Consider the following 23,852-nt stretch of genomic DNA (forward strand, 5'->3'; position numbering starts at 1 on the left):
TGGCGCCGACCGGCGTGGCTGCATGAAAAACAGCCGGGCGGTTGCGCCAACGTCGGAGGTCGGCCGCACTCGCCGGACCGCGCCGGGCTGGCGGCTTCCGCGGTCACGCAATTGCGGTCACGCGACGACTGCATGGGGGCCAGGCGCTGGTCCACGCCCGCGCCTGGCACGGCGATCGGCCCACCGCCCCCGGACGGCCGGCGGCGCGGCGCGTGCCGCCGCGCCGCCGGTGCGCCGCACTCCCGGGCTCAGTACACCGGCAGACTGATGAAACTGGCCTGCTGCGGCGTGTGCCAGATCCGCTGCGTCGCCTCCTGGTAATCGCCCGGCTTGGCGAAGTAGATGTTGGGCACGTAGGTCTGCGGATTGCGGTCGTACAGCGGGAACAGGCTGGACTGCACCTGCACCATCACCCGATGGCCGCGCTCGAAGGTGTGGTTGGCGGTGGGCAGGCCGAAGCTGTAGGCCAGCGGCTGGTTCGGGGTCAGCGGCGCCGGATGCTCGAAGCTCTCGCGGTAGCGGCCGCGGAAGATCGCCAGCGACACCGGCAGCTCGTAGCCGCCCAGCTTCGGCGCGGAGGCCATCTGGTCCGGATACACGTCGATCAGCTTCACCACCCAGTCGCTGTCGCTGCCGCTGGTGGAGGCCTGCAGGTGCACCTGCGGCGCGCCGGCGATGCGCAGCGGCGCCTGCAGCGGCTCGCTGACGAAGGTCAGCACGTCCGGGCGGCCGTCGACGAAGCGCTGGTCGTGCACCAGCCAGGTGGTCCACATGTCGCGGTCGCCGAACACCACCGGGCGCGGCACGAACGGCACCGGCTTGGCCGGGTCGGACACGTACTCGGTGTACTCGCCCTGCCCGGCCTTGGGCGCCTCGAACGAGACGCGGCCGCCGGCCTCCAGGTACAGCGGCTTGCTCTGCGCCGGGCAGCCCTGCGCGCAGCTCAGCGGCCAGCGCTGCAGGCGGTCCCAGTGGTTGGCGCCGGTGTCGTAGATCAGCACCGGCGGCGTGTCGGCCTTGGGCGCGCCATCGACCAGGTACTGGTCGAAGAACGGCTTGAGCACGTCGCGGCGGAACTGCAGCGCGGTGTCGCCGTCGAACTGCAGCGCGCCCAGCGAGGCGCCCTCGTAGTTGACCTGGCTGTGCCGCCACGGCCCCATCACCAGGTAGTTCCTGTCGTTGCCGGTGTCGCGCGGCTCCATCGCCTCGTAGCTGTGGATCGCGCCCCACATGTCTTCCTGGTCCCACAGCCCCTGCAGCCACATCGTCGGCACCTTCAGCGGGGTGCGCGCCATCACCTTGTCCAGCGCCTGCTCCTGCCAGAACGCATCGTAGGCCGGGTGCTCGGTGAGCTTGCGCCACCACGGCAACTGCTCCAGCCCGGCGGCCTTGGCGTAGTCGCCGGCCGAGCCGGCGCGCAGGAAATTGCTGTAGTCGTCGTAGTCCTGGCGCGGGATGCCCTCGCCCTTGCCGCGCCGGGTCATCTGGCCGGTGAAGTAGTCCAGGTTGACCTGGCGGAAGGCGCCGTAGTTGAGCCAGTCGTCGCCCATCCAGCCGTCGATCATCGGGCTTTCCGGCGCGGCCACCTTCAGCGCCGGGTGCGGATCGGCCAGCGCCATCACCACGGTGAAGCCCTCGTAGGACGAACCGATCATGCCGACCTTGCCGTTGGATTCGGGCACGTGCTTGACCAGCCAGTCGATGGTGTCCCAGGCGTCGGTGGCGTGGTCGACCTTGGTCGGGTTGAGCGGCCCGCGCAGCGGCCGGGTCACCACGTAGTCGCCCTCCGAGCCGTATTTGCCGCGGATGTCCTGGAACACCCGGATGTAGCCGCCGTCGACGAACACCTCGTCGCCCTGCGGCAGCAGATCGCGCATGTGCGGCGAGGCCAGGCGGCTGGCGCGGCCGCTGGCGTCGTAGGGCGTGCGGGTCAACAGGATTGGCGCGCCGTGCGCGCCCTTGGGCAGCACGATCACCGTGTGCAGCTTGACCCCGTCGCGCATCGGGATCATCACCTCGCGCTTGACGTAGTCGTTGGCCGCGGTCGGCGCGACGAACGGTTTGCCGGTGATGTCCGGCGTCATCGGCGCGGTCTGGGCGAACGCGGCGCCGGTGGTGGCGAGGGCGATAGCGGCGGCGAGCAGGCAGGGAGCGATGCGGCGCATGAGCGATGGGATCCCGAGAGAAGGCGAACCCCCGACGCTAGGCGAGCCCGCGGCGCTAGGCAAGTGACGAAGGCTGGGTCGCCCGCTGCGGTCGCGGCGCCGGCAACGTGCGATCGGCCCAGGCCGACGCCGGGCACCATGGGGCAGACGTAAGGATGCCGCCCGCGATCATGGCAGCCAGCGCCCGGCAGCGCCGCCGACGGCAGCGATCCGGGTGAGGCCGCGCGACGCGGCCTGTCAGTGCCGCACTTGGCCTTCGCCGCGCACCACGAAGCGCTCCACGGTCAGCGCTTCCAGGCCCATCGGGCCGTAGGCGTGCAGGCGCGTGGTGGAGATGCCGATCTCCGTGCCCAGGCCCAGTTCGCCGCCGTCGGAGAAGCGCGAGGAGGCGTTGACCATCACCACCGCCGCGCGCAGCGCCTGCACGAACGCCTCGGCGTTGGCGGGATCGCCGGTCGCGATGACCTCGGTATGGTCCGAGCCGTAGCGGCGGATGTGCGCGATCGCCGCGTCCAGGTCCGGCACCACCGCCACCGCCAGGATCAGGTCCAGGTACTCGGCGGCGTAGTCGTCGTCGCTGGCGCTGTCGATGTCCGGCAGCAGCGCGCGGGTGGCGGCATCGCCGCGCAGGGCGACGCCGCGCTGGCGCAGCGCCTGCGCCGCCAGCGGCAGGAAGCGCGCGGCGACGTCGGCGTGCACCAGCAGCGTCTCCAGGGAATTGCAGGCGGCCGGCCGCGTGGTCTTGCCGTCGATGAGCAGCTTCACCGCCAGCTCCAGGTCCGCCGAGGCATCGACGAACAGATGGCACACGCCCTTGTAGTGCTTGATCACCGGCACCCGCGCATGCTCGGCGACGAAGCGGATCAGGCCCTCGCCGCCGCGCGGGATCGCCAGGTCGACGATGTCGTGGAGCTGCAGCAGTTCCAGCATGGTCTCGCGGCGCAGGTCCTCGACCAGGGTCAGCGCGGCCTCGCCGATGCCGGCCTCGCGCAGCGCCCGGCGCAGCGCCGCGGCGATGGCGGTGTTGGAGTGGATCGCCTCGGAACCGCCGCGCAGGATCACCCCGTTGCCGGCCTTGATGCACAGCGCCGCGGCGTCGGCGGTGACGTTCGGCCGCGCCTCGTAGATCATCGCCACCACGCCCAGCGGCACGCGGATCTTCTGCACGCGGATGCCGTTGGGGCGCACGTCGTCGCGGGTGACCTGGCCGACCGGATCGGGCAAGGCCGCCACCTCGCGCAGCGCCGCGGCGATGCCGTCCAGGCGCTTGCGGTCCAGCGCCAGCCGATCCAGCATCGCACTGCCGACCTCCTTGGCCCGCGCCGCCTCCAGATCGCGCGCATTGGCGGCCAGGATCGCCTCCGCATCGGCTTCCAGCGCCGCCGCCATCGCCTGCAGCAAGGCCTGCTTGGCCGAGGACGACAACTGCGCCAGCACTTGCGCGGCATCGCGGCATTGCAGGGCCTGGGTGCGGATGGAGGTCATTGGGGGCTCCGGTGGCGGGATTCGGGATTCGGGATTCGGGATTCGGGATTCGGGATTCGGGATTCGAAAAGGCTACGCGCTATGCCGGGGGAATGAGCGGCGGCGAGCGCGAGGCGCGACGCGGGTGTCGGCGTTGCGGCGCGATCGGCGCGGGGCTGGCGCGCTCAGACCGATTCCCCATTCCCGATTCCCGATTCCCGCAACACCACCAGATCGTCCCGATGAATCACGTTCTCGCCGTAGTTGTAGCCCAGGATCGCCTCGATGTCGCGCGAGTGGCGGCCGGCGATGCGGCGGATGTCCACTGCCGCGTACTGGCTGACGCCGCGCGCCAGGCAGTGCTCGCCGGCCGCGTCGCGCAGGCGCACCTCGACCATGTCGCCGCGGCGGAACTCGCCCACGGCGCCGGCGACGCCGCCCGGCAGCAGCGAGGCGCCCTTGTCGCGCAAGGCGGCCGCAGCGCCGGCATCGACCAGGATCGCGCCCGGCTCCACCGGGACGTGGCGCAGCCAGTACTTGCGCGCGGCGATGCGGGTGCGCGCGGCATGGATGCGGGTGCCGCGCAGGCGGTCCTGGGCCAGGCCGCGCACCACCTCGGCGCTGCGCCCGTTGAACAGATAGGTCTCGATGCCGGCGGCGCCGGCCTTGGCCGCGGCCTCCAGTTTGGTGCGCATGCCGCCGGTGCCCACGCCGCTGCCGCTGCCGCCGGCCATCGCCAACACCGCCGCGCTCAGCTCCCGTACCTCGTGCAGCGGCTGCGCCTGCGGGTCGCGGCGCGGGTCGGCGGTGTACAGGCCGTCGATGTCGGTGGCGATGAACAGCGCATCGGCATCGACCAGGGCGGCGACGATCGCGGCGAGATTGTCGTTGTCGCCGAGCTTGAGTTCGTCCACCGAGACCGTGTCGTTCTCGTTGACCACCGGCAGCGCGCCCAGCCGCAGCAGCTCGCCCAGGGTGGCGCGTGCGTTGAGGTAGCGACGGCGGTTGCGCAGGTCGTCGTGGGTCAGCAGCACCTGCGCCACCGGCCGTTCGAAGAAGCGCTGCCACAGCGCGATCAGCTGCGCCTGGCCGAGCGCGGCCAGCGCCTGCCGCGCGGCCAGCGCCGCGCCCGCTTCGGCGGCCTTCGGCACGATGGCGCGGCCGGCGGCGACCGCACCGGAGGACACGATCACCAGTTCGCGGCCGGCCGCCAGGTTGGCCGACACGAACTGCGCCAGGCCCAGCGCGAAGCGCGGAGTCAGGCCGCCACCGTCGGCGGCCAGCAGGCTGCTGCCGACCTTGAGCACCGCGCGCCGCCAGGGCGGCAGGCGTTGTTCGGCGAAGGGCGATGGCGTTTGTGTGGTCATTGGATCAGCGCGTGTTCCATTCGTACACGGTGAGATCGGAGCTGCCCTGGATCGCCAACGGATCGGCGGCGACGATCGCCTGCGCCTGCGCCAGGTCGTCCACGCCCTGCAGTAGGTAGGCACCGCCGCTGCGGTCGCTGAAACCGCCGGTCAGCGCCAGCAAGCCGCGTGCGCGCAGGTCGTCGAGGAAGGCCAAGTGCGGGGCGACCACGCTCTCGTCGAAGTTGGGTTTGCGCATCGCCAGCACCAGGTAGTATTTCATCGTACGGCGTTCCTTCTGCAATCGGTTTGAATGTTCGGCGTCGCAGCGAATGCTGTTTGTGGGAGGGGCTTCAGCCCCGACGCGTTAGCGCTGAGGCGTCGGGGCTGAAGCCCCTCCCACAGGATCAAGGCGCGGGGCCGAAGCCTCTCCAAGGAATCAGCCGCCCAGCGCGTGCCAACGCGCCTGCAGCTCGTCAAGGCGCAGATCGGCGGCGGCACCGGGCGAGACCCGCGCGGCCAGGCTGCCTTCCGGCGTGCGCCCCTGCCCCGCACTGTCGGCGGACGCGGCGGCGGCCTGGTAGGCCTCGCGGAACGGCACGCCGGCCACCGCGGCTTCCACCGCCACGTCGGTGGCGTACATGCCCGAATCGATCGCCGCGCGCAGCTTGTCCTCGCGCCACTCCAGGTTGGCCAGCAGCGCCGGCAGCAGCTCCAGCGCCGCCAGGCCGCGGCCGAAGCCGTGGAAGATCGCGCCCTTGCTGCTCTGCAGGTCGCGGTGATAGCCCGACGGCAGCGACAGCAACTGTTCGATCTCGGTGCGCGCCGCGGCCACGCTGGCGTGGGTGGCGCGCATCAGCTCGATCACATCCGGGTTGCGCTTGTTGGGCATGATCGAGCTGCCGGTGGTGTACTGCGCCGGCAGCGCGACGAAGCCGAATTCGCCGCTGGTGAACAGCGACAGGTCCCAGGCCAGGCGACGCAGGTCCAGGGTGGCGCTGCCCAGCGCTTCCAGCGCGGCCATCTCGAACTTGCCGCGCGAGAGCTGCGCGTAGATCGGGCTGACCTGCAGGCGCGCGAAGCCCAGCGCGGCGGTCGTATGCGCACGGTCCAGCGGCAGGTTGACGCCGTAGCCGGCGGCGGTGCCGAGCGGATTGCAGTCGACCAGGCGCAAGGTGTCCTGGGCGCGCAGCGCATCGTCGATGAAGGCCTCGGCCCAGCCCGCCCACCACATGCCGGCCGAGGACACCACGGCGCGCTGGATGTGGGTGTAGCCAGGCACCGGCAGGTCGCGCTCGGCCTGCGCGCGGTCCAGCGCGACCTTGGCGATCTCCGCGCTCAACTGCGCCAGCCGCGCCAGCTTGTCCTTCAGCCACAGCCGGGTGGCGACCAGGATCTGGTCGTTGCGGCTGCGCCCGGTGTGGATCTTGCGCCCGGCATCGCCCAGGCGTTCGGTCAGCCGCGCCTCGATCGCCGAGTGGCCGTCCTCGAAGCGCGCATCCAGCACGAACGCGCCGCTGCAGAAATCCTCGGCCAGTACCGCCAGCTCGCGCTGCAGCCCGGCCAGTTCGTCGGCGGACAGGATGCCGATGCGCCGCAGGCCTTCGGCGTGCGCGCCGCTGGCGGCGATGTCGTGCAGGAAGAACTCGCGGTCCAGGAGCACGTCGTCACCGGCCAGGAACGCCTGGATCTGGGTGTCGACGGCGACGCCGGGTTTTTGCCAGAGGAGAGTGGTCATTGGGAAGCCGGGAATGGGGATTGGGGAATGGGGATTGGGGAATGGGGATTCGGAAAGCGGCGCGCTGCGTCCGTTATAGATGCAGCACTGACGTGGGCGCCCTACTCCGGCGCGTGCATTGACGGGATCGACGTCAGCTCGGCCACGCCCAGCGCCAGATTGAGGTTCTGCATCGCCTGCGTCGCGGCGCCCTTGAGCAGGTTGTCCAGCGTCGCCACCAGCACCAGGCGCTTGTTGCCCGGGGCCAGGGTGAAACCGCCGAGCTGCACGCCGTGGCGGCCGGCGATGCGGCTGACCCACGGCGCCGCGTCCACCACCTCGATCAGCGGCTCGTCGGCGTAGCGCGTGCGATACAGCTGCTGCACCGCCTCCAGCTTCAGCGGCTGCTGCAGCCACAGGTTCACGGTCATGGTGATGCCGCGGAAATGGGGCGCCACGTGCGGCATGAACTCCACCGGCACGCCGAGCTGCGCGGACACCTCGCGCTCGTGCATGTGGTCGGTCAGCGCGTACGGCATCAGGTTGTCGCGCAGCAGGTCGGGGTTGTTCTTGTCCGACGGCGTGGTGCCGGCGCCGGAGTAGCCGGACACGCCGAAGCACTGCGGCGGACCGGCCAGGTGCTCGCGCAACGGTGCGATCGCCAGCTGCATCGCGGTGGCGTAGCAGCCGGGATTGCTGATGCGGCGCTGTCCGGCATAGCGCGCGCGGGTCAGCTCCGGCAGGCCGTAGTACCAGGCCGGGTCGAAGCGGTAGTCGGCGGACAGATCGACCACGATCGGATCGGCCGCACCGGCGGCGACCGCCGCGTCCAGCGCCGCCACGTAGGGCGCGGCCTTGCCGTTGGGCAGCGCCAGCACCACCACGTCGGCGCGCTTGGCCGCCACCGCCTCCGGGTCGAGGTTCTCGTAGCGCAGTTCGCCCTGGTAGGCGTCGTGGTGCGCATCGACGCGCTGCCCGTCCAGCTCGCGCGAGGACAGGAACGCCAGGCGCAGCTGCGGATGCGCGGCGATCAGGCGGATCAACTCGGCGCCGGTGTGGCCGCGGGCGCCGACGATGCCGATGGAGAAGACGGGAGACGTGCTCATGCGTGCGAATCCAGGCGGAACTGCAGGTGGCGTTTCACCCCCGCCCATTCCGTATCGATGATGGAGAAGATGACGGTATCGCGCGGGGTGCCGTCGGGGTGGCGCTTGTGGTTGCGCAGCACGCCGTCCTGCTTGGCCCCCAGCCGCGCGATCGCGGTGCGCGAGGCCTGGTTGAACCAACTGGTCTCGAAGACGACGCTGAGGCAGCCGAGCGTGTCGAAGGCATGCCCGAGCAGCAGCAGCTTGGCCTCGGTGTTCAGGCCGGTGCGCTGCACCCGCGGGGCATACCAGGTGTAGCCGATCGACAGCGTCGGCACCTGCGGATCCAGGCCGTAGAAGCGCGTGCTGCCGACGATCTCGCCGTGCGCATCGCGCACCACGAACGGCAGCACCCGGCCCAGCGCCTGCACCTCCAGCGTGGCGGCGACATAGGCGTCCACCCGCTCCGGCGCCGGCACGCTGGTGTACCACAGCGCGTCCAGGCCGCTGCCGCGCACGGCGTTGCGCAGGCCCTCGGCGTGCGCCGCCTGCAGCGGCTCCAGGCTGACGTGGCGGCCGCGCAGCGTGGGCACGCGGCGCCAGGCCTCGGGAAGCGCGGAATCGTTGCTGGACATGGGGTCGTTCCTAGGCGAAGGGACCGCTCAACCCTGCAGGGTCGGCGTGCGCGTGGCGCAGTGCGCCACGCAGTGCTGGATCTGCTCGAAGGTCTCCAGGCCGTACCAGAACACCTTCCATTTTTCCTGCTTGAAGCAGCCGTCGGACTCGGCGTAGTAGAAGATGTTGACCTGGTTGTTGTGGCGCGAGCGCCAGAACAGCTGCGGCGTCTCCTCGCGCATCACGTTCCACACCGCGCGGCCCAGGCCCTCGCCCTGCGCGTCGTCGAGCACCGCGAACTTGTCCAGGTAGGTATAGCCCCCCTCGTCGGTCAGGATCACCGCGGTGCGGTAGTTCTCGCTGACGTAGGCGCGCAGCAGCCGGGTGCTGTCGAAATAGTCCGGCACCAGGGTGCGGCCGAAGCTGGATTCGATCAGGGTCTTCAGCCGCGGCAGGTCCAGCTCGCTCCATGCCGTGGCGCGCAGCACCTTCTCGCCGCGCCGCACCAGGGTGCCCGAGCCCTTGTGGGTGAACAGTTCCTTGGCCAGGTCGGCCGGGCGCGTGATCGACACCGACGACTCCAGCGGCAGCCGGTCCAGCAGGTCCTTGATCTGCTCGATCTTCACCTTCATGCCGCCATGGATCCACGGCTGCGCGATCAGGTGGTCGTACTCGGTGGACAGGTTGATCGAATCGATCACCCTGCCCTGTTCGTCGAGCAGGCCGCCGGTGCCGGTGAGGAAGATGATCTTGTACGGCTGCAGTTCCTGCACCAGTTCGTTGGCGGCGAAATCGGCGTTGATGTTGAGGATCTGCCCGCTGGGCGTCTCGCCCAGGCTGGTGATGACCGGGATCGAGCCGGCCTGCAGGCTGGCCTCGATCGGCGCCAGGTTGACCGCGGTGACCTCGCCCACCAGCCCGTAGGTGTCGCGGTCCAGGTACTGCGCCTCGAACACCCCGCCGGTGATCGAGGTGGCGCGCGCGCCGTTCTGCTGCAGCGCCTCGACCAGCTTGAGGTTGGAGGCCTGGAACACCCGGCGCACGATCGCCAGCGCTTCCGGCGAGGTCACCCGTAGGCCGTTGACGGTCTGCTTCTCGATGCCGGCGGCGGACAGTTCCGTGTCCAGCTGCGGACCGGCGCCGTGCAGCACGATCGGGGTCAGCCCCACCTCCTGCAGGAACGACAGCGAGGAGGTCAGCGCCTCCAGGTCGTCGCGCAGCACCGCGCCGCCGACCTTGACCACGGCGAAGCGCTTGGCGTCCAGTTGCGAGAAGCGCTTGAGGTACTGGCTGATCTCCTTCGCGCTGGCCATGCTCGAAAGCAGGCGCACGATGGTCTGGCGGGTTTGGCGGTTGGCGTGCATGGCGTGGGGCGGTGTCCGAAGGAATGCGGGGTGGACGCGATCGCGGGATCGGTCCGGGCGACAGGGAAAGGCGCGCGGCTCAGCGCGCGCCGTTGATGATGCGGTGCACCGAGGCGGCGTAGCGCTGCAGCTGCTCCAGCGTCACGAACTCGTCGGCGGTGTGCGCCTGGGCGATGTCGCCCGGGCCGTAGACCAGCGCGGTGTAGCCGCCGGCGGAGAACAGCGAGGCTTCGGTCCAGAAGTCCACCGCGTTGCCGATCGGCAGCTCCAGCGCATCGGCGACGTCGCGCGCGGCCAGGCGCTTGTCCTCGGCGCGGGCGATGTCGCCGGAGGGCAGGCTCGGTCCGCGGAAGGTCTCCTCGAAGTGCGCCGCGGCCGGCTCGGCGAAGCCGGCGAAGGTCGCCAGCAAGGCGTCCACGTCCATCGACGGCAGCGGCCGGAAGCCGAAGCGCAGCTCCGCGGCCGGCGCGATCATGTTGGCCTTGATCCCGCCCTCGACCCGGCCGATGTTGAAGCGCAGCCCGGTCAGCCCGCCGAAGCGCGCGTGCGCCAGCGACTCCACGTGGTCCAGCGCGCGACCGCCCCAGCGCATCGCCTGGTGCAGCGCGCTGGCCGCGGCGTCCTGCTTGCCCGAGGCGTGGCCGGCGCGGCCGGCGAAGCGCATCAGCACCGAACTGATGCCGCGGTGCGCCAGCACCGCCTCACTCATGGTCGGCTCGGCCACCAGCACCGCCTCGTAGGCGATGCCGCGGGCCAGGAACGCGGCGATGCAGCGCGGGTCGTTGGCTTCCTCGTCGCTGGAGAACAGGAACGCGGCATCGCCGTCGCCGGCGTTGGCCGCGGCCAGCAGCGCCGCCGCCGCGCCCTTGATGTCGCACACGCCCAGGCCGACCACGCGATCGTCCAGGCGCCGCATGACGTGCGGATCGGCGCTCCAGTGCGGCGAATCCGGCACCGTGTCCAGATGCACGTTGAACAGATACTTCGGCGTGCCGCGCACCGCGTACAGGCTGACCGCGCCGGCGCCATGGTCGATCACCTCCACCGTGAAGCCGGGCAGCTGCGCGCGGATGTAGTCGAAGATGCCGTCGGGGCCGATCGCGCGCGGCGGGTTGCGGGTGTCGAAGGACACCAGCGCCTGCAGGTGATCGAGCGTGGAGGTGAGCAGATCGGTCATGGTGGGTCAGGCCGCCGTGGGGCTGGTGCGGTAGAGGTCGGGATGGGCGATTTCCATCAGCGTCTGCGGCCGCGCCGGCGCGGCGAAGCCGTGCTGGGCGTACAGCGCATGCGCATCGGAGGTGGCGAGCAGGAAGCGGCGCAGGCCTTGCAGGTGCGGGTGTGCCATCACCGCCGCCACCAGCTGCTTGCCGTAGCCGCGGCCGCGGTAGGCGTCGAGCACGAACACGTCGGCGAGATAGCCGAAGGTCGCGCCATCGCTGATCACCCGGGCGAACGCCACCTGCCCCGCGCCGTCGAGATGGCCGCCGAAGCACAGGGAACCGGCGATCGCCCGCCGCACCGTGTCCAGCGGGATGCCCAGGCACCAATAGGCCTGCTCGCTGAGGAAGCGATGGATCAGCGGCAGATCCAGTTCCTGCTTGTCGGTGCTGATACGCAACGGGGAACGCATCGCGTCGGGATCCTTCATGGAACGCATGGGGAGCGCAAGCAGGCAGCGCCTGCCGCAGGCGGACGAACGGGGAACACGCCGCTCAACTCGAATAGAACCAGGCCGTGCGGATCAAGGCGTCCCTGACCTCGAAGACCGCCATGGTCTCCAGCGCCTGCGCCGCCAGTCCGTGGATCCGCTCGTGGTCGAACACCCACTGGCCCAGCACCGTCCGCGACACCAGCTCCGCCCGCAAGGCGGGGTTGTTGAAGCGGTGTTCGGCGTAGAACGCGGCGAGCGCGCCCTTGCCCTGCAGCGAAGGCGACACGGCCGGCATCCGGTAGGAGACGAAATCCTCGGCGAAGCAGGCAAGGAAGGCGGACAGGTCGCGGCGGTTGTACGCTTCGAACTGCCGCGCGACCGGTTCGATCACGGCGGACATGGCGGTACGGTCCAGAGGGGAGGCAAACGATCCTCCACGGGTGACCGGGCCAGAGGTCCGGTCACCCGCGGCACGACTCAGCGGTTGACCTGCGCGTACAGCGTCGAACTCATGCCGAACAGCTTGATGAAGCCCTCGGCCTCGGCCACGCCCCAGTCCGCCGACTGCGCGTAGGTCGCGCCCTTGGCGTTGAGCAGGTGCGGCGACTTCACCGCCACCGCGTCGACGCGGCCGCCGCGGGTCTCCAGCGTCACCTCGCCGTTGACCATCGCCTGCGACGACTTCAGGAAGGCTTCCAGGTCGGTCTTCAGCGGATCGTGGTAGAAGCCTTCGTAGACCAGCTCCACCCACTTGCGCGCCACGTCCGGCTTGAAGCGGTTCTGCTGCTTGGTCAGCACCGCGTCCTCCAGCGCGCGATGCGCGGCCAGCAGCGCCACCAGGCCCGGCGCCTCGAACACGATGCGGCCCTTCAGGCCGATCACGGTGTCGCCGGTGTACACGCCGCGGCCCACGCCGTACGGCGCGAACAGCTTGTTGAGCTTGGCCAGGATCTGCTCGCCCGGCAGCGCCTTGCCATCGAGCTCGACCGCCTCGCCCTGCACGAACTTCAGCTTCACCGTCAGCGGCTCGGTCGGCCACGCGCTGCGCGGCGCGCACCAGCCGCGGGCGCCCTCGCCCGGCGCTTCCCAGCGGTCGATCTCGCCGCCGGACATGGTCAGGCCGAGCAGGTTCTCGTTGATGGTGTAGGCCTGCTGCTTGGCGCGCACGCCGAAGCCGCGCTCTTCCAGGTACTTCTGCTCGTAGGCGCGGGTCTGGGTGTGTTCCTTCTGGATCTCGCGGATCGGGGCGACGATCTCGTAGTCGCCCAGCGCCTTGACCGCCAGATCGAAGCGCACCTGGTCGTTGCCCATGCCGGTGCAGCCGTGGGCGATGGTCTTGGTGCCCAGCTCCTCGGCGCGCTTGAGCGCGGCATCGACGATCAGGTAGCGGTCGGACACCAGCAGCGGGTACTGGCCCTGGTAGCCCTCGCCGGCCCACACGAACGGCTTGACGAAGCCGGCCCAGATCGCCGGGCCGCCGTCGACGGTGACGTGGCTGGCCGCCCCCAGTTCCGCCGCGCGCTTCTCGATGAAGTCGCGCTCCTCGGCATCCACACCGCCGGTGTCGGCGAACACCGTGTGCACGGCATAGCCCTTGGCCTGCAGGTAGGGAATGCAGAAGCTGGTGTCCAGACCACCGGAAAAGGCGAGGACGATGTCCTTGGTGCCGGGAGTGGAGACAGGGGAATCGGGAATGGGAGAAGCGGTGCTCATGGCGGTTTCCTTGATGACGCGTAAAAGTGGGGGCGAAGGCTGTTGCTGCGACGATTCTCTATTCCCGATTCCCGATTCCCGCTTGCGAAGCAAGCGCCGCCATCACGGCCTTCTGCACATGCAGGCGGTTCTCGGCCTCGTCGATGGCGATGCAGTTGGGCGAATCCATCACCGCGTCGGTGGCCTTGACGTTGCGGCGCAGCGGCAGGCAGTGCGAGAACACGCCGTTGTTGGTCAGGGCCATCTTGCGCTCGTCGACGATGAAGTGCTGGTACTGGTCGCGGATCGGCTTCTCCGGGCCCCAGTTGCCGAAGAACGGCAGCGCGCCCCAGCTCTTGGCGTAGACCACGTCGGCGCCGGCGTAGGCGCTGTCGATGTCGTGGCTGACGGTCAGCGAGCCGCCGCTCTCGGCCACGTTCTGCGCGGCCCAGCCCATGTAGCGCTCGTCGAGCACGTAGTCCGGGGTCGGGCACAGCAGGGTCACGTCCATGCCCAGGCGGGTGGCGATGGTCAGCGCGGAATTGGCCACCGCGGTATTCAGCGGCTTGGGATGGTAGGTCCAGGTCAGCACGTACTTCTTGCCGCGCAGGTCGCTGCTGCCGAAGTGCTCCTGCAGCGCCAGCGCGTGCGCCAGCTCCTGGCACGGGTGGGTGATGGTCTCCATGTTGATCACCGGCACCGGCGAGTACTTGGCGAAGCTCTTCAGCACCAGGTCCTCGCGGTCCTTGGCCCAGTCGACGAACTTCGGGAACGCGCGCACGCCGATCAGGTCCACGTAGCGGCCCAGCACCCGCGCCACCTCGGCGATGTGCTCTTCGGTGTCGCCGTCCATCACCGTGCCCAGGTCGAACTCGATCGGCCACGCGTCCTTGCCCGGCTGCAGCACCACCGCGTGGCCGCCCAGTTGGAACGCGCCCAGCTCGAAGCTGGTGCGGGTGCGCATGGAGGGGTTGAAGAACACCAGCGCGATCGACTTGCCCTTCAGCTCGTTGCCGAGGCGGTTGCGCTTGAACAGCGCCGCCTGGGTCAGCACCGCGTCCAGCTCGGCGCGGCTCCAGTCCTGGGTGTTCAAGAAGTGCTTCAGAGACATCGATCGATCCTTTGCAGCGGTGGGGACGCGGGACGCGCGGGAAGTTCTACAGGAAGGTTCTTTACGGGTGAAACTTTTCCGGGCGATGAAAACGAAAAAACCCAGCCTCGGGCTGGGTTTTCAGAACGAACGGCACGACGCTCCGGTTACCCAGCGAGAATGTGGGATTCCGGTCGACGCGCGCGCGACGTCATGCCCGAGGCCATGCGTGCGGCGCTGAGATCGTGCTGGGGCAGGTTCGCTTTCATCGGCGCGCATCCTCGCACGCGCACGCCACAGGCGCAAGCGCGCGGCGCTCAGCGCGGCGGCACCACCAGCGCGTCGGGCACGTAGGGCGCCACCGAGACGCGGATGCGCAGCCGGTTGCCGGGATCTTCCGGCAGCCGCGAGCGGTACTTGGTGCCCTTGTAGACGTAGTCCACGTCGTAGGCGATGGGCCGGCGGAACTCGCGGCCGACCTCGACCGTCCGGCAGTTGCGCCCCCCGGCCGGGGCCGCGGCCGGCGCGGCCGCCGGGGCCGGCTCCTCGTGGCGGCGGCTGAAGATGTCCTTCACCGAATCCATCAACCGGCTGAAGCGGCTGTCGTCCTCGGCCGGCTTGGGCGCCCGCGCCGCCGGTGCCGGCGTGGGCGCCGGGTCGCATTGCTGCTCGGTACGGGTGGCGCGCAGGGTCTGGTACACCGGCTCCACGTTCAGCACCTGGGCGTAATCCAGCTTGACGTTCTCGATCACCACCACCCGGTTGCGCGCCTCGGAGTCCTGCGCCCAGGCCGGCGCGGCGGCGCAGGCAAGGATGCCGACCAGCGGCAACAACGGGTTAGGACGCATCGGCAGCAGGCTTCGCAAGGGCAGACCAGTGAGTGTAGGCATGGCGGCTTGCGTCGGGCTGAACGCGAGCCGACGGCCGCGCCCGCCGGCCTGGCGCGCGCCCTCACCCGCGGGCACGCCGCGTCGGATCTGTCAGGCGTACCGCCCTGGCGTGGTGCAGCGCCTGGCCGGCCGTCGGTCGAGCCGCGCGCCCTGCCCGCCCCACCCGACCGGCCGCGATGGCGCGGATCCGCGGCCACGTCATCGCACGGGCGCGGAGCGCCGGCCACGTCCTCGTGCGTCCTTGCCCACAGACCCGCGCAACTGCGGCACGGCATGCGCGGAGACGGATGACCCGCCCTGGGGCGGCTGCCGGTAGAATCGGGCGGTTTCCCCACCGCCGATGCCGATGAGCCTGCGCCTGCACAACAACCTGACCCGCCGAGTCGACGCCTTCGAACCGCTCGATCCGGTGGCCGGCCCGACGCTCTACGTCTGCGGCCCCACCGTCTACAACTACGCGCACATCGGCAACGCCCGTGGCCCGGTGGTGTTCGACGTGCTGGCGGCGCTGCTGCGGCGCCGCTACGGCAAGCTGCGCTACGCCCGCAACATCACCGACGTGGACGACAAGATCAACGCCGCCGCGCAGGCGCAGGGCGTGCCGATCTCGGCCATCACCGACCGCTTCGCCGCCATCTATCGCCAGGACATGGCCGCGCTGGGGGTGACCCCGCCGGACATCGAGCCGGCCGCCACCGCACACATCCCGCACATCGTGGCGATGATCGAGCGGCTGATCGCCGGCGGCCACGCCTACGCCGCCGAGGGCCACGTGCTGTTCGCGGTGGCCAGCTTCGCCGGCTACGGCAAGCTGTCGCGGCGCGACCCGGAGGAGATGCTGGCCGGCGCCCGGGTCGAGGTCGCCCCCTACAAGCGCGACCCGGGCGACTTCGTGCTGTGGAAGCCCTCCAGCGACGAGCTGCCGGGCTGGGACTCGCCGTGGGGCCGCGGCCGTCCCGGCTGGCATATCGAATGCTCGGCGATGGCCGCCGCGCACCTGGGCGAGACCATCGACATCCATGCCGGCGGCGTGGACCTGCAGTTCCCGCACCACGAGAACGAGATCGCGCAGAGCGAATGCGCCCACGGCGGCGCCACCTTCGCCCGCGTCTGGCTGCACAACGGCATGCTGACCTTCAGCGGCGCCAAGATGAGCAAGTCGCTGGGCAACATCGAGACCGTGCACGACCTGATCGCCCGGCATCGGCCGGAGGCGCTGCGCTGCGCGCTGCTCAGCGCGCACTACCGGCAGCCGCTGGACTGGTCCGACGCCCTGATCCACGCCCAGGTCGCCCGGCTCGACGGCCTGTACGGGACGCTGCGCGACCTGCAGGGCATCGATGCCGAGGCGGTCATTCCGGCCGAGATCGAAGACGCCCTCGACGACGACCTCAACACGCCGCTGGCGCTGTCGGTGCTGTCGACCCTGGCGGCGCAGGCGCGGCAGAAACTGCGCGAGCTGGCGCCGGCCGGCGGTCCCGACCCCGCCGATGCCGCGCCGCGCGCGGACGCGCTGCGCCAGGCCAAGGGCCGCCTGCTCGGCGCCGGCCTGGCCCTGGGCCTGCTGCAGCAGGATCCCGAGGTCTGGTTCCAGGGCGCCGGCAGCGACGACGACGCCCGCATCCAGGCGCTGATCGACGCCCGCAGCGCCGCCAAGCAGGCCCGCGACTTCGCACGCGCCGACGCCATCCGCCAGGAACTGGCCGAGGCCGGCATTGTCCTGGAGGACACGCCGCAGGGCGTACGCTGGAAGCGCGGGTGACCGGGCGCTCTTAGAAAAAGGGCGCACGGCTGTTCCCTTCTCCCTTCGGGAGAAGGTGGCGCACAGCGCCGGATGAGGGTTCAGCGCGCCGGTGCGGGTGCGGCACGAAGCGATCTGCATCGACAGTGCACGAGGCTGCGCCCGGACCCTCACCCCAACCCCTCTCCCGGAGGGAGAGGGGCTTACATCGCTTGATCTTGGATTGCTGATGACCGATACCGACTTTCCGCTCGAACCCACGCCCGCCGACGCCCAGGCCGCCATCGCCGAGGAATTCGGCTTCTTCGGCGACTGGTCCGAGCGCTACCAGTACCTGATCGACCTGGGCCGCAAGCTGCCCGCCTTCCCCGAACACTGGAAGACCGAGGAGCATCGCCTGCACGGCTGCCAGTCGATGGTGTGGATCGTGCCCGAGGGCAATGCCGAACGCCTGGTGTTCCATGCGATCAGCGACTCGGCGATCGTCTCCGGGCTGATCTACCTGGCGCTGCGGGTCTATTCCGGGCGCAGCGCCGCGGACATCCTGGCCACCGCACCGGATTTCGTCGCCGCCATCGGCCTGGGCAAGCACCTGTCGCCGACCCGCAGCAACGGCCTGGCCGCGCTGCTGGCCTTCATCCAGGACACGGCGCGCGCGCAGCAGGCATGAGCGCGCCCCTGCCCACCCCGCACACCCTGCGCACGCTGCTGGCGCACCCCGGCTTCGCCCTGGTGCTGGCCTACCGCATCCTGGCGATGCTGTCCTACCAGATCGTCGCGGTCACGGTCGGCTGGCACATCTACGAGATCACCCGCGATCCGTTCTCGCTGGGCCTGATCGGCCTGGCCGAGATCCTGCCGTTCTTCTGCATCGCCCCGTTCGCCGGCTACCTGGTCGACCACCTGCCGCGGCGCTACCTCGGCATGCTCGCCAGCGTCGGCCTGATCGCCACCGCCGCGGTGCTGCTGGCGGTGAGCCGTGGCTGGCTGTCCGCGCACGGGGTGTGGCCGATCTACGCGGCGATCGCGCTGACCGGCGCCGCGCGCGCCTTCCTGTCGCCGGTCTACAACGCCCTGTTCGCCCGCGTCCTGCCCCGCGAGGCCTACGCGCGCGGCGCCAGCGTCGGCAGCGTGGCGTTCCAGGCCGGCATGGTGCTCGGCCCGGCGCTGGGCGGCCTGCTGGTCGGCTGGGGCGGCAAGAGCCTGGCCTACGGCACCGCGATCGGCGCCTCCAGCGCGGCGCTGCTGGCGCTGTGGTTGCTGCGCGTCGCCGAGCCGGTGCACGAAGGACCGCGCGCGCCGATCTTCCGCAGCATCGCCGAAGGCGCGCAGTTCGTGTTCTCCAACCAGATCATGCTCGGCGCGATGGCCCTGGACATGTTCTCGGTGCTGCTGGGCGGCGCGGTGTCGATGCTGCCGGCCTTCATCCACGACATCCTGCACTACGGCCCCGAGGGCCTGGGCATCCTGCGCGGCGCACCGGCGCTGGGGTCGATCCTGGTCGGCGTATGGCTGGCGCGGCACCCGCTGCAGCGCAACGCCGGACGCGTGCTGCTGCTGGCGGTGGCCGGCTTCGGCCTGTGCACCATCGCGTTCGGGCTGTCGCGGCACTTCTGGCTGTCGGCGGCGATCCTGCTGGCCTACGGCATGTGCGACGGCGTCTCGGTGATCGTGCGCCAGACCATCCTGCAGTTGGCCACGCCGGACGCGATGCGCGGCCGCGTGTCCTCGATCAACGGCATCTTCATCGGCTCGTCGAACGAACTGGGCGCGTTCTACGACGGCGTCATGGCGCGGCTGATCGGCCTGGTGCCGGCGGTGGTGCTGGGCGGCTGCGTGACCCTGGGCGTGGTCGGCGTCACCAGCTGGAAGGCGCCCAAGCTGCGCAATCTGGATCTGCGCGACCTGCAGTAGACCCGGGCTGACGGCGCGCGCGCAGCGTCGCCCGGCGGGCGCGGCGACGGCGCGGCCTCGCCGCACCTCCGCGCAGCGCCACCGGTGCCTGCGCGCCGCCCAACGCACTTCGGCTCCGCCGCAACGGCCGCACTCAGCGTGCGGCCGCCACGGCGCGCGCCTGCGCCTCGTCGTCGGCCCAGGCATGCGCGCAATCCGGAACGCCGGCCGGCTGCACCAGGCCGCCCTGCCGCGCCAGGAACCGGCAGGTAGCGGCGAACACCGCCGGCACCGCCCGCGAGCGGATCGGCGAGGCCAGCACATGATTGTCCGCATCCGGGAAATCCACCGCCTGGCGCAAGGCCGGCGGCGTTCCCAATTGCGTGAACATCGCTTGCAGCGCCGCCACCGACACCGTGCGGTCCTGATGCTGCGGATCGCGGTAGTAGTAGCCGAGGAAGACCGGCACATGGATCCGCGCATAGGTCGCCGGCTGCATGCCGCCGCGGGTCAGCGCCGCCAGCGCACGGTAGCCATCCAGATGCGTGGCATCGGCCCAGTAGGCACTGTCGACCGGATAGCGCAGGATCGGATCGCCGCCGTTGTGCGTCCACGCCAGCAACTGCGCGCCCCACGGCCACAGCATCGGCTGCAGTTGGTCAGCGTACTCGCGCACCAGCGGCGACCACAGCACCAGCGCCTGCACCTGGCGTGGATTGGCCGCCACCGCCTGCAGCGCCAGCGCGCCGCCCATCGAATTGCCGATCACCACCACCCGCTCGCCCAGTACCCGGGTCACCGCCAGCGCCTCGGCCGCGCTGGCGAGCAGGCGCCCGGCATCGACGCCGCGCAGCGCATCGGCCGCGACCAAGCCGTGCCCGGGCAGGCGCGGCAGATACAGATTGCAGCCGAAGCTGCGCGCCAGCCGCACGTGCGTGGGCGCGCCCTCGCCCTGGCTGGCGGTAAAGCCATGCAGATAGACCATGGCGCACGCGCGTCGCCCCGGATGCGCCGGATCGGCCCAGACGATCCGCGCCTGGTTGTCAGGGCGCACCCCCGGCGTGGCGCGTTCGCGCGCATCGATCCAGGCCTGCAGCGCCAACGGATCCTGCGGCACCGCCGGCGCCGCCACCTGCGGCAGGGCCACGCTGACCCGTGGCCCCAGCGCAATGAGCGCCAGCAGGAACAAGGCGATCAGGACCGGCAAGCGCCAACGACGGCGGCGTTTGGGCACGGATGGCCCGGCCAAATCGGAATTGCGACTCAAGCGTGGCGCTCCATTATCGATGCAGTACCGGATACATGATTGAAATAATTTGCAGGCAATGACATGGATTGTCATAAACGACATGGCGATATACCACGCCCGCCATTATGCGACATCGTCATGACAGGCACATTTAAAGCCCCTCGACAGCTATCGAAGACATTCCAGTTCCGGCAATAAGCAGCGGAATTTCCAAGTTAAATCCGCCACTCGCCAACACCATGAGAATGCATTTCGTAGACAACATGGAAAGTTAGCAAACCCAGAAAGGAAGACGAAAGAAGTCACCGAAATTATCTCCCAAGGATTAAGTTTCAACCCGCTTTCGAAAATGGACGCGCGTCGAAACGCGCGGCTCCCATGTGAAACACGGATGGAATCAGCCGAATGGAACATTCGCTTTTCCGTGACGAGGCAGTGGACGCCCGAAGCCAGGCATGGCTGGGGACGGTGCGGCTGGCAACGCCACTTTCGACCAGAGCGTGGACCTTCGTCGCTCTCGGCATCGCCACCACCGTTCTGATGTGGCTGTTCTTCGGCCATTACACCCAGCGCGTCCATGTCACCGGGCTTCTGGTCCCGCGCGCCGGCCTGATCAGCCTGACCGCCAATACGCTCGGCGTGATCGACCATGTCGGCGTCGCGGAAGGCGACCGGGTCGCGAGTGGACAGGTCCTGGTATCGCTGTCCGGCGAGCACACCAGCAAGGCGCTCGGCAACACGGCAGCCAGCGTCAGCGCGCAGTTGCAGCGCCAAGCAGGCAGCCTGCGCCAGGACATCGGCGATACCCAGCAGCTGCAGGACAAGCAGGCAGAGGACAATCGCACGCAGCAAGCCGCACTGAAGGAGCAGTTGGTCCAGATCGACGCGCAGATCGCGATCGAGAAGAAGCAGATGCAGCTGGTGCAGGAGTTGGTGAACAAATGGTCGGGCCTGGTCGCCGGCGGCTACATCCCGGCATTGCAGGTCGAACAGGAGCAATCGGCGTTGCTCGCCGACGAATCGCAGTTGCGTTCACTGCAGCAGCAACGCGCCAGTACCCGGCAGCAACTGAGCGTCCTCAACGACCAACTGACCCAACTGCCGCTGGCGGTCTCGGCCAAGCTCAACGACTTGCGCCGGCAACTCGCGCAAGTCGAACAGACGCTGGCGCAGAACGAAGCGACGCGCGCCAGCGAACTGCGTGCACCGGCCAGCGGCACCGTCGCCACCCTGCTGGTCAAACCCGGCGCCTCGGTCGCGCTGGGCCAACCGCTGCTCGCCATCGTCCCGGACGGCTCGGCCCTGCAGGCGCAGATCCTGGTTCCCAGCCAGGCGGTCGGCTTCGTCCATCCGGGCATCCAGGTCACCCTGCACTACCAGGCGTTCCCTTACCAGAAATTTGGCCTGCACCATGGCGTGGTGAGTAGCGTCTCGCGCAGCGCACTGACGCCTGGCGAAGTCACGTTGCTGCTCGGCGGCGGCACTCCGCCCTCTTCCGATCCGCTCTACCTGGCCCGCGTGGACCTGGCGGATCAGAACGTCGAGGCGTATGGGCGCAAGGAGCCCTTGCGCCCGGGCATGGCGCTGGATGCGGACATGTTGCTGGACCGGCGCCGGATCGTCGAGTGGATCTTCGAGCCGCTGTACGGCATGGGGCACCGCTGGAGCAGCGGCGCGTGAGCCGGGCATCCGTTGATCACGGCACGCCGGCACAGGCCGCAAGCGCGCAGGACGGGCGCGCAGGACGGCTGCGCTTCCGGCGCTCAGGCGTGCTGCCGAACGTGCTGCAGGCGGAAGCCGCGGAGTGCGGCCTGGCCTGCATCGCGATGATCGCCGGCTATCACGGTCACCATACCGATCTGCCCGCACTGCGGCGTCGCTTCAGTCTGTCGCTGAAGGGCATGACCGCACGACGCCTGATCGAAATCGCGCATACGCTGGGACTGCAATGCCGACCGCTTCGGCTGGACCTGGAAGAGCTTGGCCAACTGCAGACGCCCTGCGTACTGCACTGGGACATGGATCATTTCGTGGTGCTGCGCAGCGCGGGCAAGCATGGGATCGTCGTGCACGACCCCGCGGTGGGCGTGCGCAACCTCAGCATGGCCGAGGTCGGCAGGCACTTCACCGGCGTGGCGATCGAGTTCTCCAGGGGGCCGACCTTCCAGCGGCAACGCGAGACGCCACCGGTGTCGCTGCGCGCGCTCGCCGGCTCGGTGCAGGGCCTGGACCGCGGACTGACGCAGATCTTCGGGCTGGCGCTGGTACTGGAAGTCTTCGCGCTGCTGGCGCCTCTGTTCATGCAACTTGTCGTGGATCAGGTGATCGCCGACGGCGACCATGACCTGCTCACCTTTCTCGGCCTGAGCTTCGCGTTGCTGATCGTGCTTGAGACCCTCGTCTCGGCCTTGCGCAGTTGGACGGTGATGTGGCTCAGCACCCACTTCAACCTCGGCTGGACCGGCAACGTGTTCCAGCATCTGATGCGCCTGCCGCAGTCCTACTTCGGCACGCGCCATCTCGGCGACATCGTCTCCCGCTTCGGCGCGATCGATACGATCCAGCAAACCCTCACTACCCGCTTCGTCGAGATCCTGCTCGATGGACTGCTTGCCAGCGTCACCCTGGTCGTACTGTTCGTCTACAGCCCCTTGCTGTCGGCCATCGTCCTCGGTGCGGTGGCCGTGTATGCGGCACTTCGACTGCTGTACTTCCGCGTCTACCGCGAGGCCAACCTCAGCCAGATCACCGTCACCGCCAAGCAACACAGCCGATTCCTGGAAGCGGTGCGCGGCGTGCAGACCATCCGCCTGAACAACCAAGAGGCCGAACAGACCGCGCGTTACCTCAATGCAGCAACGGACACGCTGAATACCTCCATCGCCGTGCAGCGGCTGGACATGCTGTTCACCGCATTGCAGAACCTCGCGGCAGGTGCGCAGCGCCTGGGCGTGCTCTGGCTGGGCGCGTGGCTAGGGTTGAAAGGCCAGTTCACCGTGGGCATGTTGACCGCCTTCGTGGCCTACGGAGACCAGTTCAGCGGCCGCGTCGCCAGCCTGGTCGACTACGCGATCGAACTTCGCATGCTGCGCCTGCAGGCCGAGCGACTGGCCGACATCGTCCTGACGCCGCCCGAAGCGCACGCCACCAGCGAGCATGCGGGCCCACTGCCGCAGCCCAGCATCGCCTTCAACAAGGTCAGCTTCCGCTATGCCGAAGGCGAGCCCTGGATCCTGCGCGAGTGCAGTTTCGCGGTGCAGGCGGGCGAATCGGTCGCCATCGTCGGCCCATCGGGGTGCGGCAAGAGCACGTTGGTGAGAGTGCTGCTCGGCCTGCTCGATCCGCAGCAAGGCGCGGTCGAGATCGGCGGCCTCGATCTGCGCCGACTCGGCAAGTCCCGCTACCGCGCGATCACCGGCAGCGTGATGCAGGACGACCACCTGTTCACCGGTTCGATCGCCGAGAACATCAGCATGTTCGACGCACTCGCCACGCCGCAGGACATCGAGGATGCCGCCTGCCTGGCCGGTATACACGAGGACATCATGGCCATGCCGATGGGCTACCACAGCCTGGTCGGCGACATGGGATCCTCGCTGTCCGGCGGCCAGCAACAACGCCTGTTCCTGGCGCGCGCACTGTACCGGCGCCCGCACATCCTGGTGCTGGACGAGGCGACCAGCCACCTCGATCTCGCATTGGAGCGCCAGCTCAACCATGCGATCAAGGCCCTGAACATCACACGCATCGTCATTGCGCACCGCCCTGAAACGATCGCGCATGCCGATCGCGTCATCGAGTTGCACGAAGGAGCCATCCGCACGCGCCAGGCTGCGGCACATGCCCCACTCGCCCCTGTCACCTCCTAGCTTGCCACCGGCGCGACGGAG

Annotated in this window: 20 protein-coding genes; 5 read left to right on the forward strand and 15 right to left on the reverse strand. The window is 69.6% G+C overall.

Features of this window, described 5'->3' with window-relative positions:
* Positions 1–248: 248 nt before the first annotated feature.
* The 14 genes from NKJ47_RS13225 to NKJ47_RS13290 all read right to left on the reverse strand — a co-directional run bounded on the left by NKJ47_RS13225 (position 249) and on the right by NKJ47_RS13290 (position 15,037).
* On the reverse strand, positions 249–2,165 hold the full coding sequence (locus NKJ47_RS13225) for a CocE/NonD family hydrolase (protein WP_254458322.1): 1,917 nt from the start codon (positions 2,163–2,165) through the stop codon (positions 249–251).
* A 237-nt stretch (positions 2,166–2,402) separates the two neighbouring features.
* Positions 2,403–3,650, reverse strand: coding sequence for a glutamate-5-semialdehyde dehydrogenase (locus tag NKJ47_RS13230; protein ID WP_254458323.1), 1,248 nt, complete (start codon positions 3,648–3,650; stop codon positions 2,403–2,405).
* Positions 3,651–3,814: 164 nt separating this feature from the next.
* Positions 3,815–4,996 carry a glutamate 5-kinase gene (gene proB / locus NKJ47_RS13235; RefSeq protein WP_254458324.1) on the reverse strand — a complete coding sequence of 394 codons (1,182 nt, stop codon included), beginning with the start codon at positions 4,994–4,996 and terminating at the stop codon, positions 3,815–3,817.
* A gap of 4 nt (positions 4,997–5,000) precedes the next feature.
* A complete protein-coding gene (locus NKJ47_RS13240; protein ID WP_254458325.1) occupies positions 5,001–5,258 on the reverse strand; it encodes a YciI family protein in 258 nt (85 codons plus the stop codon).
* 156 nt (positions 5,259–5,414) lie between these two features.
* Positions 5,415–6,713 (reverse strand): argininosuccinate lyase, encoded by a 1,299-nt coding sequence (gene argH, locus NKJ47_RS13245; protein WP_254458326.1) that lies wholly within the window; start codon positions 6,711–6,713, stop codon positions 5,415–5,417.
* Between the two features lie 101 nt (positions 6,714–6,814).
* Positions 6,815–7,798 carry an N-acetyl-gamma-glutamyl-phosphate reductase gene (gene argC, locus NKJ47_RS13250; protein WP_254458327.1) on the reverse strand — a complete coding sequence of 328 codons (984 nt, stop codon included), beginning with the start codon at positions 7,796–7,798 and terminating at the stop codon, positions 6,815–6,817.
* On the reverse strand, positions 7,795–8,412 hold the full coding sequence (locus tag NKJ47_RS13255) for a GNAT family N-acetyltransferase (RefSeq protein ID WP_254458328.1): 618 nt from the start codon (positions 8,410–8,412) through the stop codon (positions 7,795–7,797). The genes argC and NKJ47_RS13255 overlap by 4 nt, the downstream gene beginning before the upstream one ends.
* Positions 8,413–8,439: 27 nt before the next feature.
* Positions 8,440–9,756, reverse strand: coding sequence for an acetylglutamate kinase (locus tag NKJ47_RS13260; RefSeq protein WP_254458329.1), 1,317 nt, complete (start codon positions 9,754–9,756; stop codon positions 8,440–8,442).
* Between the two features lie 79 nt (positions 9,757–9,835).
* A complete protein-coding gene (locus NKJ47_RS13265) occupies positions 9,836–10,933 on the reverse strand; it encodes an acetylornithine deacetylase (protein WP_254458330.1) in 1,098 nt (365 codons plus the stop codon).
* Between the two features lie 6 nt (positions 10,934–10,939).
* Positions 10,940–11,386 carry a GNAT family N-acetyltransferase gene (locus NKJ47_RS13270; RefSeq protein ID WP_254458331.1) on the reverse strand — a complete coding sequence of 149 codons (447 nt, stop codon included), beginning with the start codon at positions 11,384–11,386 and terminating at the stop codon, positions 10,940–10,942.
* Positions 11,387–11,468: 82 nt separating this feature from the next.
* Positions 11,469–11,807: a nuclear transport factor 2 family protein gene (locus NKJ47_RS13275; RefSeq protein WP_254458332.1), complete on the reverse strand. Its 339-nt coding sequence runs from the start codon at positions 11,805–11,807 to the stop codon at positions 11,469–11,471.
* Between the two features lie 77 nt (positions 11,808–11,884).
* Entirely contained in the window at positions 11,885–13,120 is a 1,236-nt protein-coding gene (locus NKJ47_RS13280) for an argininosuccinate synthase (RefSeq protein WP_254458333.1), read from the reverse strand.
* Positions 13,121–13,178: 58 nt separating this feature from the next.
* Positions 13,179–14,210, reverse strand: a complete 1,032-nt coding sequence (locus NKJ47_RS13285) for an N-acetylornithine carbamoyltransferase (protein WP_254458334.1) — start codon at positions 14,208–14,210, stop codon at positions 13,179–13,181.
* A 296-nt stretch (positions 14,211–14,506) separates the two neighbouring features.
* Positions 14,507–15,037 (reverse strand): hypothetical protein, encoded by a 531-nt coding sequence (locus NKJ47_RS13290; protein ID WP_254458335.1) that lies wholly within the window; start codon positions 15,035–15,037, stop codon positions 14,507–14,509.
* Between the two features lie 388 nt (positions 15,038–15,425).
* Between NKJ47_RS13290 and cysS the strand changes: the two genes are divergently transcribed.
* From cysS to NKJ47_RS13305, 3 genes are all read left to right on the forward strand, one after another.
* Positions 15,426–16,841 (forward strand): cysteine--tRNA ligase, encoded by a 1,416-nt coding sequence (gene cysS, locus NKJ47_RS13295; protein ID WP_254458336.1) that lies wholly within the window; start codon positions 15,426–15,428, stop codon positions 16,839–16,841.
* A 208-nt stretch (positions 16,842–17,049) separates the two neighbouring features.
* Entirely contained in the window at positions 17,050–17,490 is a 441-nt protein-coding gene (locus tag NKJ47_RS13300) for a SufE family protein (RefSeq protein WP_017912501.1), read from the forward strand.
* Positions 17,487–18,734: an MFS transporter gene (locus NKJ47_RS13305; protein WP_254458337.1), complete on the forward strand. Its 1,248-nt coding sequence runs from the start codon at positions 17,487–17,489 to the stop codon at positions 18,732–18,734. Before NKJ47_RS13300 ends, NKJ47_RS13305 begins: the two co-directional genes overlap by 4 nt.
* 133 nt (positions 18,735–18,867) lie before the next feature.
* Here the strand turns inward: NKJ47_RS13305 and NKJ47_RS13310 are convergent, their stop codons facing one another.
* The gene (locus NKJ47_RS13310) at positions 18,868–19,920 is read right to left on the reverse strand and encodes an alpha/beta hydrolase (protein ID WP_254458338.1); all 1,053 of its coding nucleotides are present in this window, start codon (positions 19,918–19,920) and stop codon (positions 18,868–18,870) included.
* 582 nt (positions 19,921–20,502) lie between these two features.
* Between NKJ47_RS13310 and NKJ47_RS13315 the strand changes: the two genes are divergently transcribed.
* The gene (locus NKJ47_RS13315) at positions 20,503–21,642 is read left to right on the forward strand and encodes an HlyD family efflux transporter periplasmic adaptor subunit (protein WP_254458339.1); all 1,140 of its coding nucleotides are present in this window, start codon (positions 20,503–20,505) and stop codon (positions 21,640–21,642) included.
* Complete coding sequence (locus NKJ47_RS13320; RefSeq protein WP_254458340.1) at positions 21,639–23,831, forward strand: peptidase domain-containing ABC transporter; 2,193 nt, start codon at positions 21,639–21,641, stop codon at positions 23,829–23,831. The genes NKJ47_RS13315 and NKJ47_RS13320 overlap by 4 nt, the downstream gene beginning before the upstream one ends.
* Positions 23,832–23,852: the final 21 nt, after the last annotated feature.

Origin of the sequence: Xanthomonas sacchari (genome assembly GCF_024266585.1) — a bacterium.
Taxonomy (GTDB): domain Bacteria; phylum Pseudomonadota; class Gammaproteobacteria; order Xanthomonadales; family Xanthomonadaceae; genus Xanthomonas_A; species Xanthomonas_A sacchari_C.

What these genes read in the sequence shown, in the direction of transcription:
- NKJ47_RS13315 (WP_254458339.1), top strand. Translation starts at nt 20,503, where the DNA reads ATGTGGCTGTTCTTCGGCCATTACACCCAGCGCGTCCATGTCACCGGG.
- NKJ47_RS13290 (WP_254458335.1), bottom strand. Translation starts at nt 15,037, where the DNA reads ATGCGTCCTAACCCGTTGTTGCCGCTGGTCGGCATCCTTGCCTGCGCC.
- argH (WP_254458326.1), bottom strand. Translation starts at nt 6,713, where the DNA reads ATGACCACTCTCCTCTGGCAAAAACCCGGCGTCGCCGTCGACACCCAG.
- NKJ47_RS13300 (WP_017912501.1), top strand. Translation starts at nt 17,050, where the DNA reads ATGACCGATACCGACTTTCCGCTCGAACCCACGCCCGCCGACGCCCAG.
- proB (WP_254458324.1), bottom strand. Translation starts at nt 4,996, where the DNA reads ATGACCACACAAACGCCATCGCCCTTCGCCGAACAACGCCTGCCGCCC.
- NKJ47_RS13225 (WP_254458322.1), bottom strand. Translation starts at nt 2,165, where the DNA reads ATGCGCCGCATCGCTCCCTGCCTGCTCGCCGCCGCTATCGCCCTCGCC.
- NKJ47_RS13275 (WP_254458332.1), bottom strand. Translation starts at nt 11,807, where the DNA reads ATGTCCGCCGTGATCGAACCGGTCGCGCGGCAGTTCGAAGCGTACAAC.
- NKJ47_RS13240 (WP_254458325.1), bottom strand. Translation starts at nt 5,258, where the DNA reads ATGAAATACTACCTGGTGCTGGCGATGCGCAAACCCAACTTCGACGAG.
- NKJ47_RS13305 (WP_254458337.1), top strand. Translation starts at nt 17,487, where the DNA reads ATGAGCGCGCCCCTGCCCACCCCGCACACCCTGCGCACGCTGCTGGCG.
- NKJ47_RS13255 (WP_254458328.1), bottom strand. Translation starts at nt 8,412, where the DNA reads ATGTCCAGCAACGATTCCGCGCTTCCCGAGGCCTGGCGCCGCGTGCCC.
- argC (WP_254458327.1), bottom strand. Translation starts at nt 7,798, where the DNA reads ATGAGCACGTCTCCCGTCTTCTCCATCGGCATCGTCGGCGCCCGCGGC.
- NKJ47_RS13260 (WP_254458329.1), bottom strand. Translation starts at nt 9,756, where the DNA reads ATGCACGCCAACCGCCAAACCCGCCAGACCATCGTGCGCCTGCTTTCG.
- NKJ47_RS13285 (WP_254458334.1), bottom strand. Translation starts at nt 14,210, where the DNA reads ATGTCTCTGAAGCACTTCTTGAACACCCAGGACTGGAGCCGCGCCGAG.
- NKJ47_RS13270 (WP_254458331.1), bottom strand. Translation starts at nt 11,386, where the DNA reads ATGCGTTCCCCGTTGCGTATCAGCACCGACAAGCAGGAACTGGATCTG.
- NKJ47_RS13280 (WP_254458333.1), bottom strand. Translation starts at nt 13,120, where the DNA reads ATGAGCACCGCTTCTCCCATTCCCGATTCCCCTGTCTCCACTCCCGGC.
- NKJ47_RS13230 (WP_254458323.1), bottom strand. Translation starts at nt 3,650, where the DNA reads ATGACCTCCATCCGCACCCAGGCCCTGCAATGCCGCGATGCCGCGCAA.
- cysS (WP_254458336.1), top strand. Translation starts at nt 15,426, where the DNA reads ATGAGCCTGCGCCTGCACAACAACCTGACCCGCCGAGTCGACGCCTTC.
- NKJ47_RS13265 (WP_254458330.1), bottom strand. Translation starts at nt 10,933, where the DNA reads ATGACCGATCTGCTCACCTCCACGCTCGATCACCTGCAGGCGCTGGTG.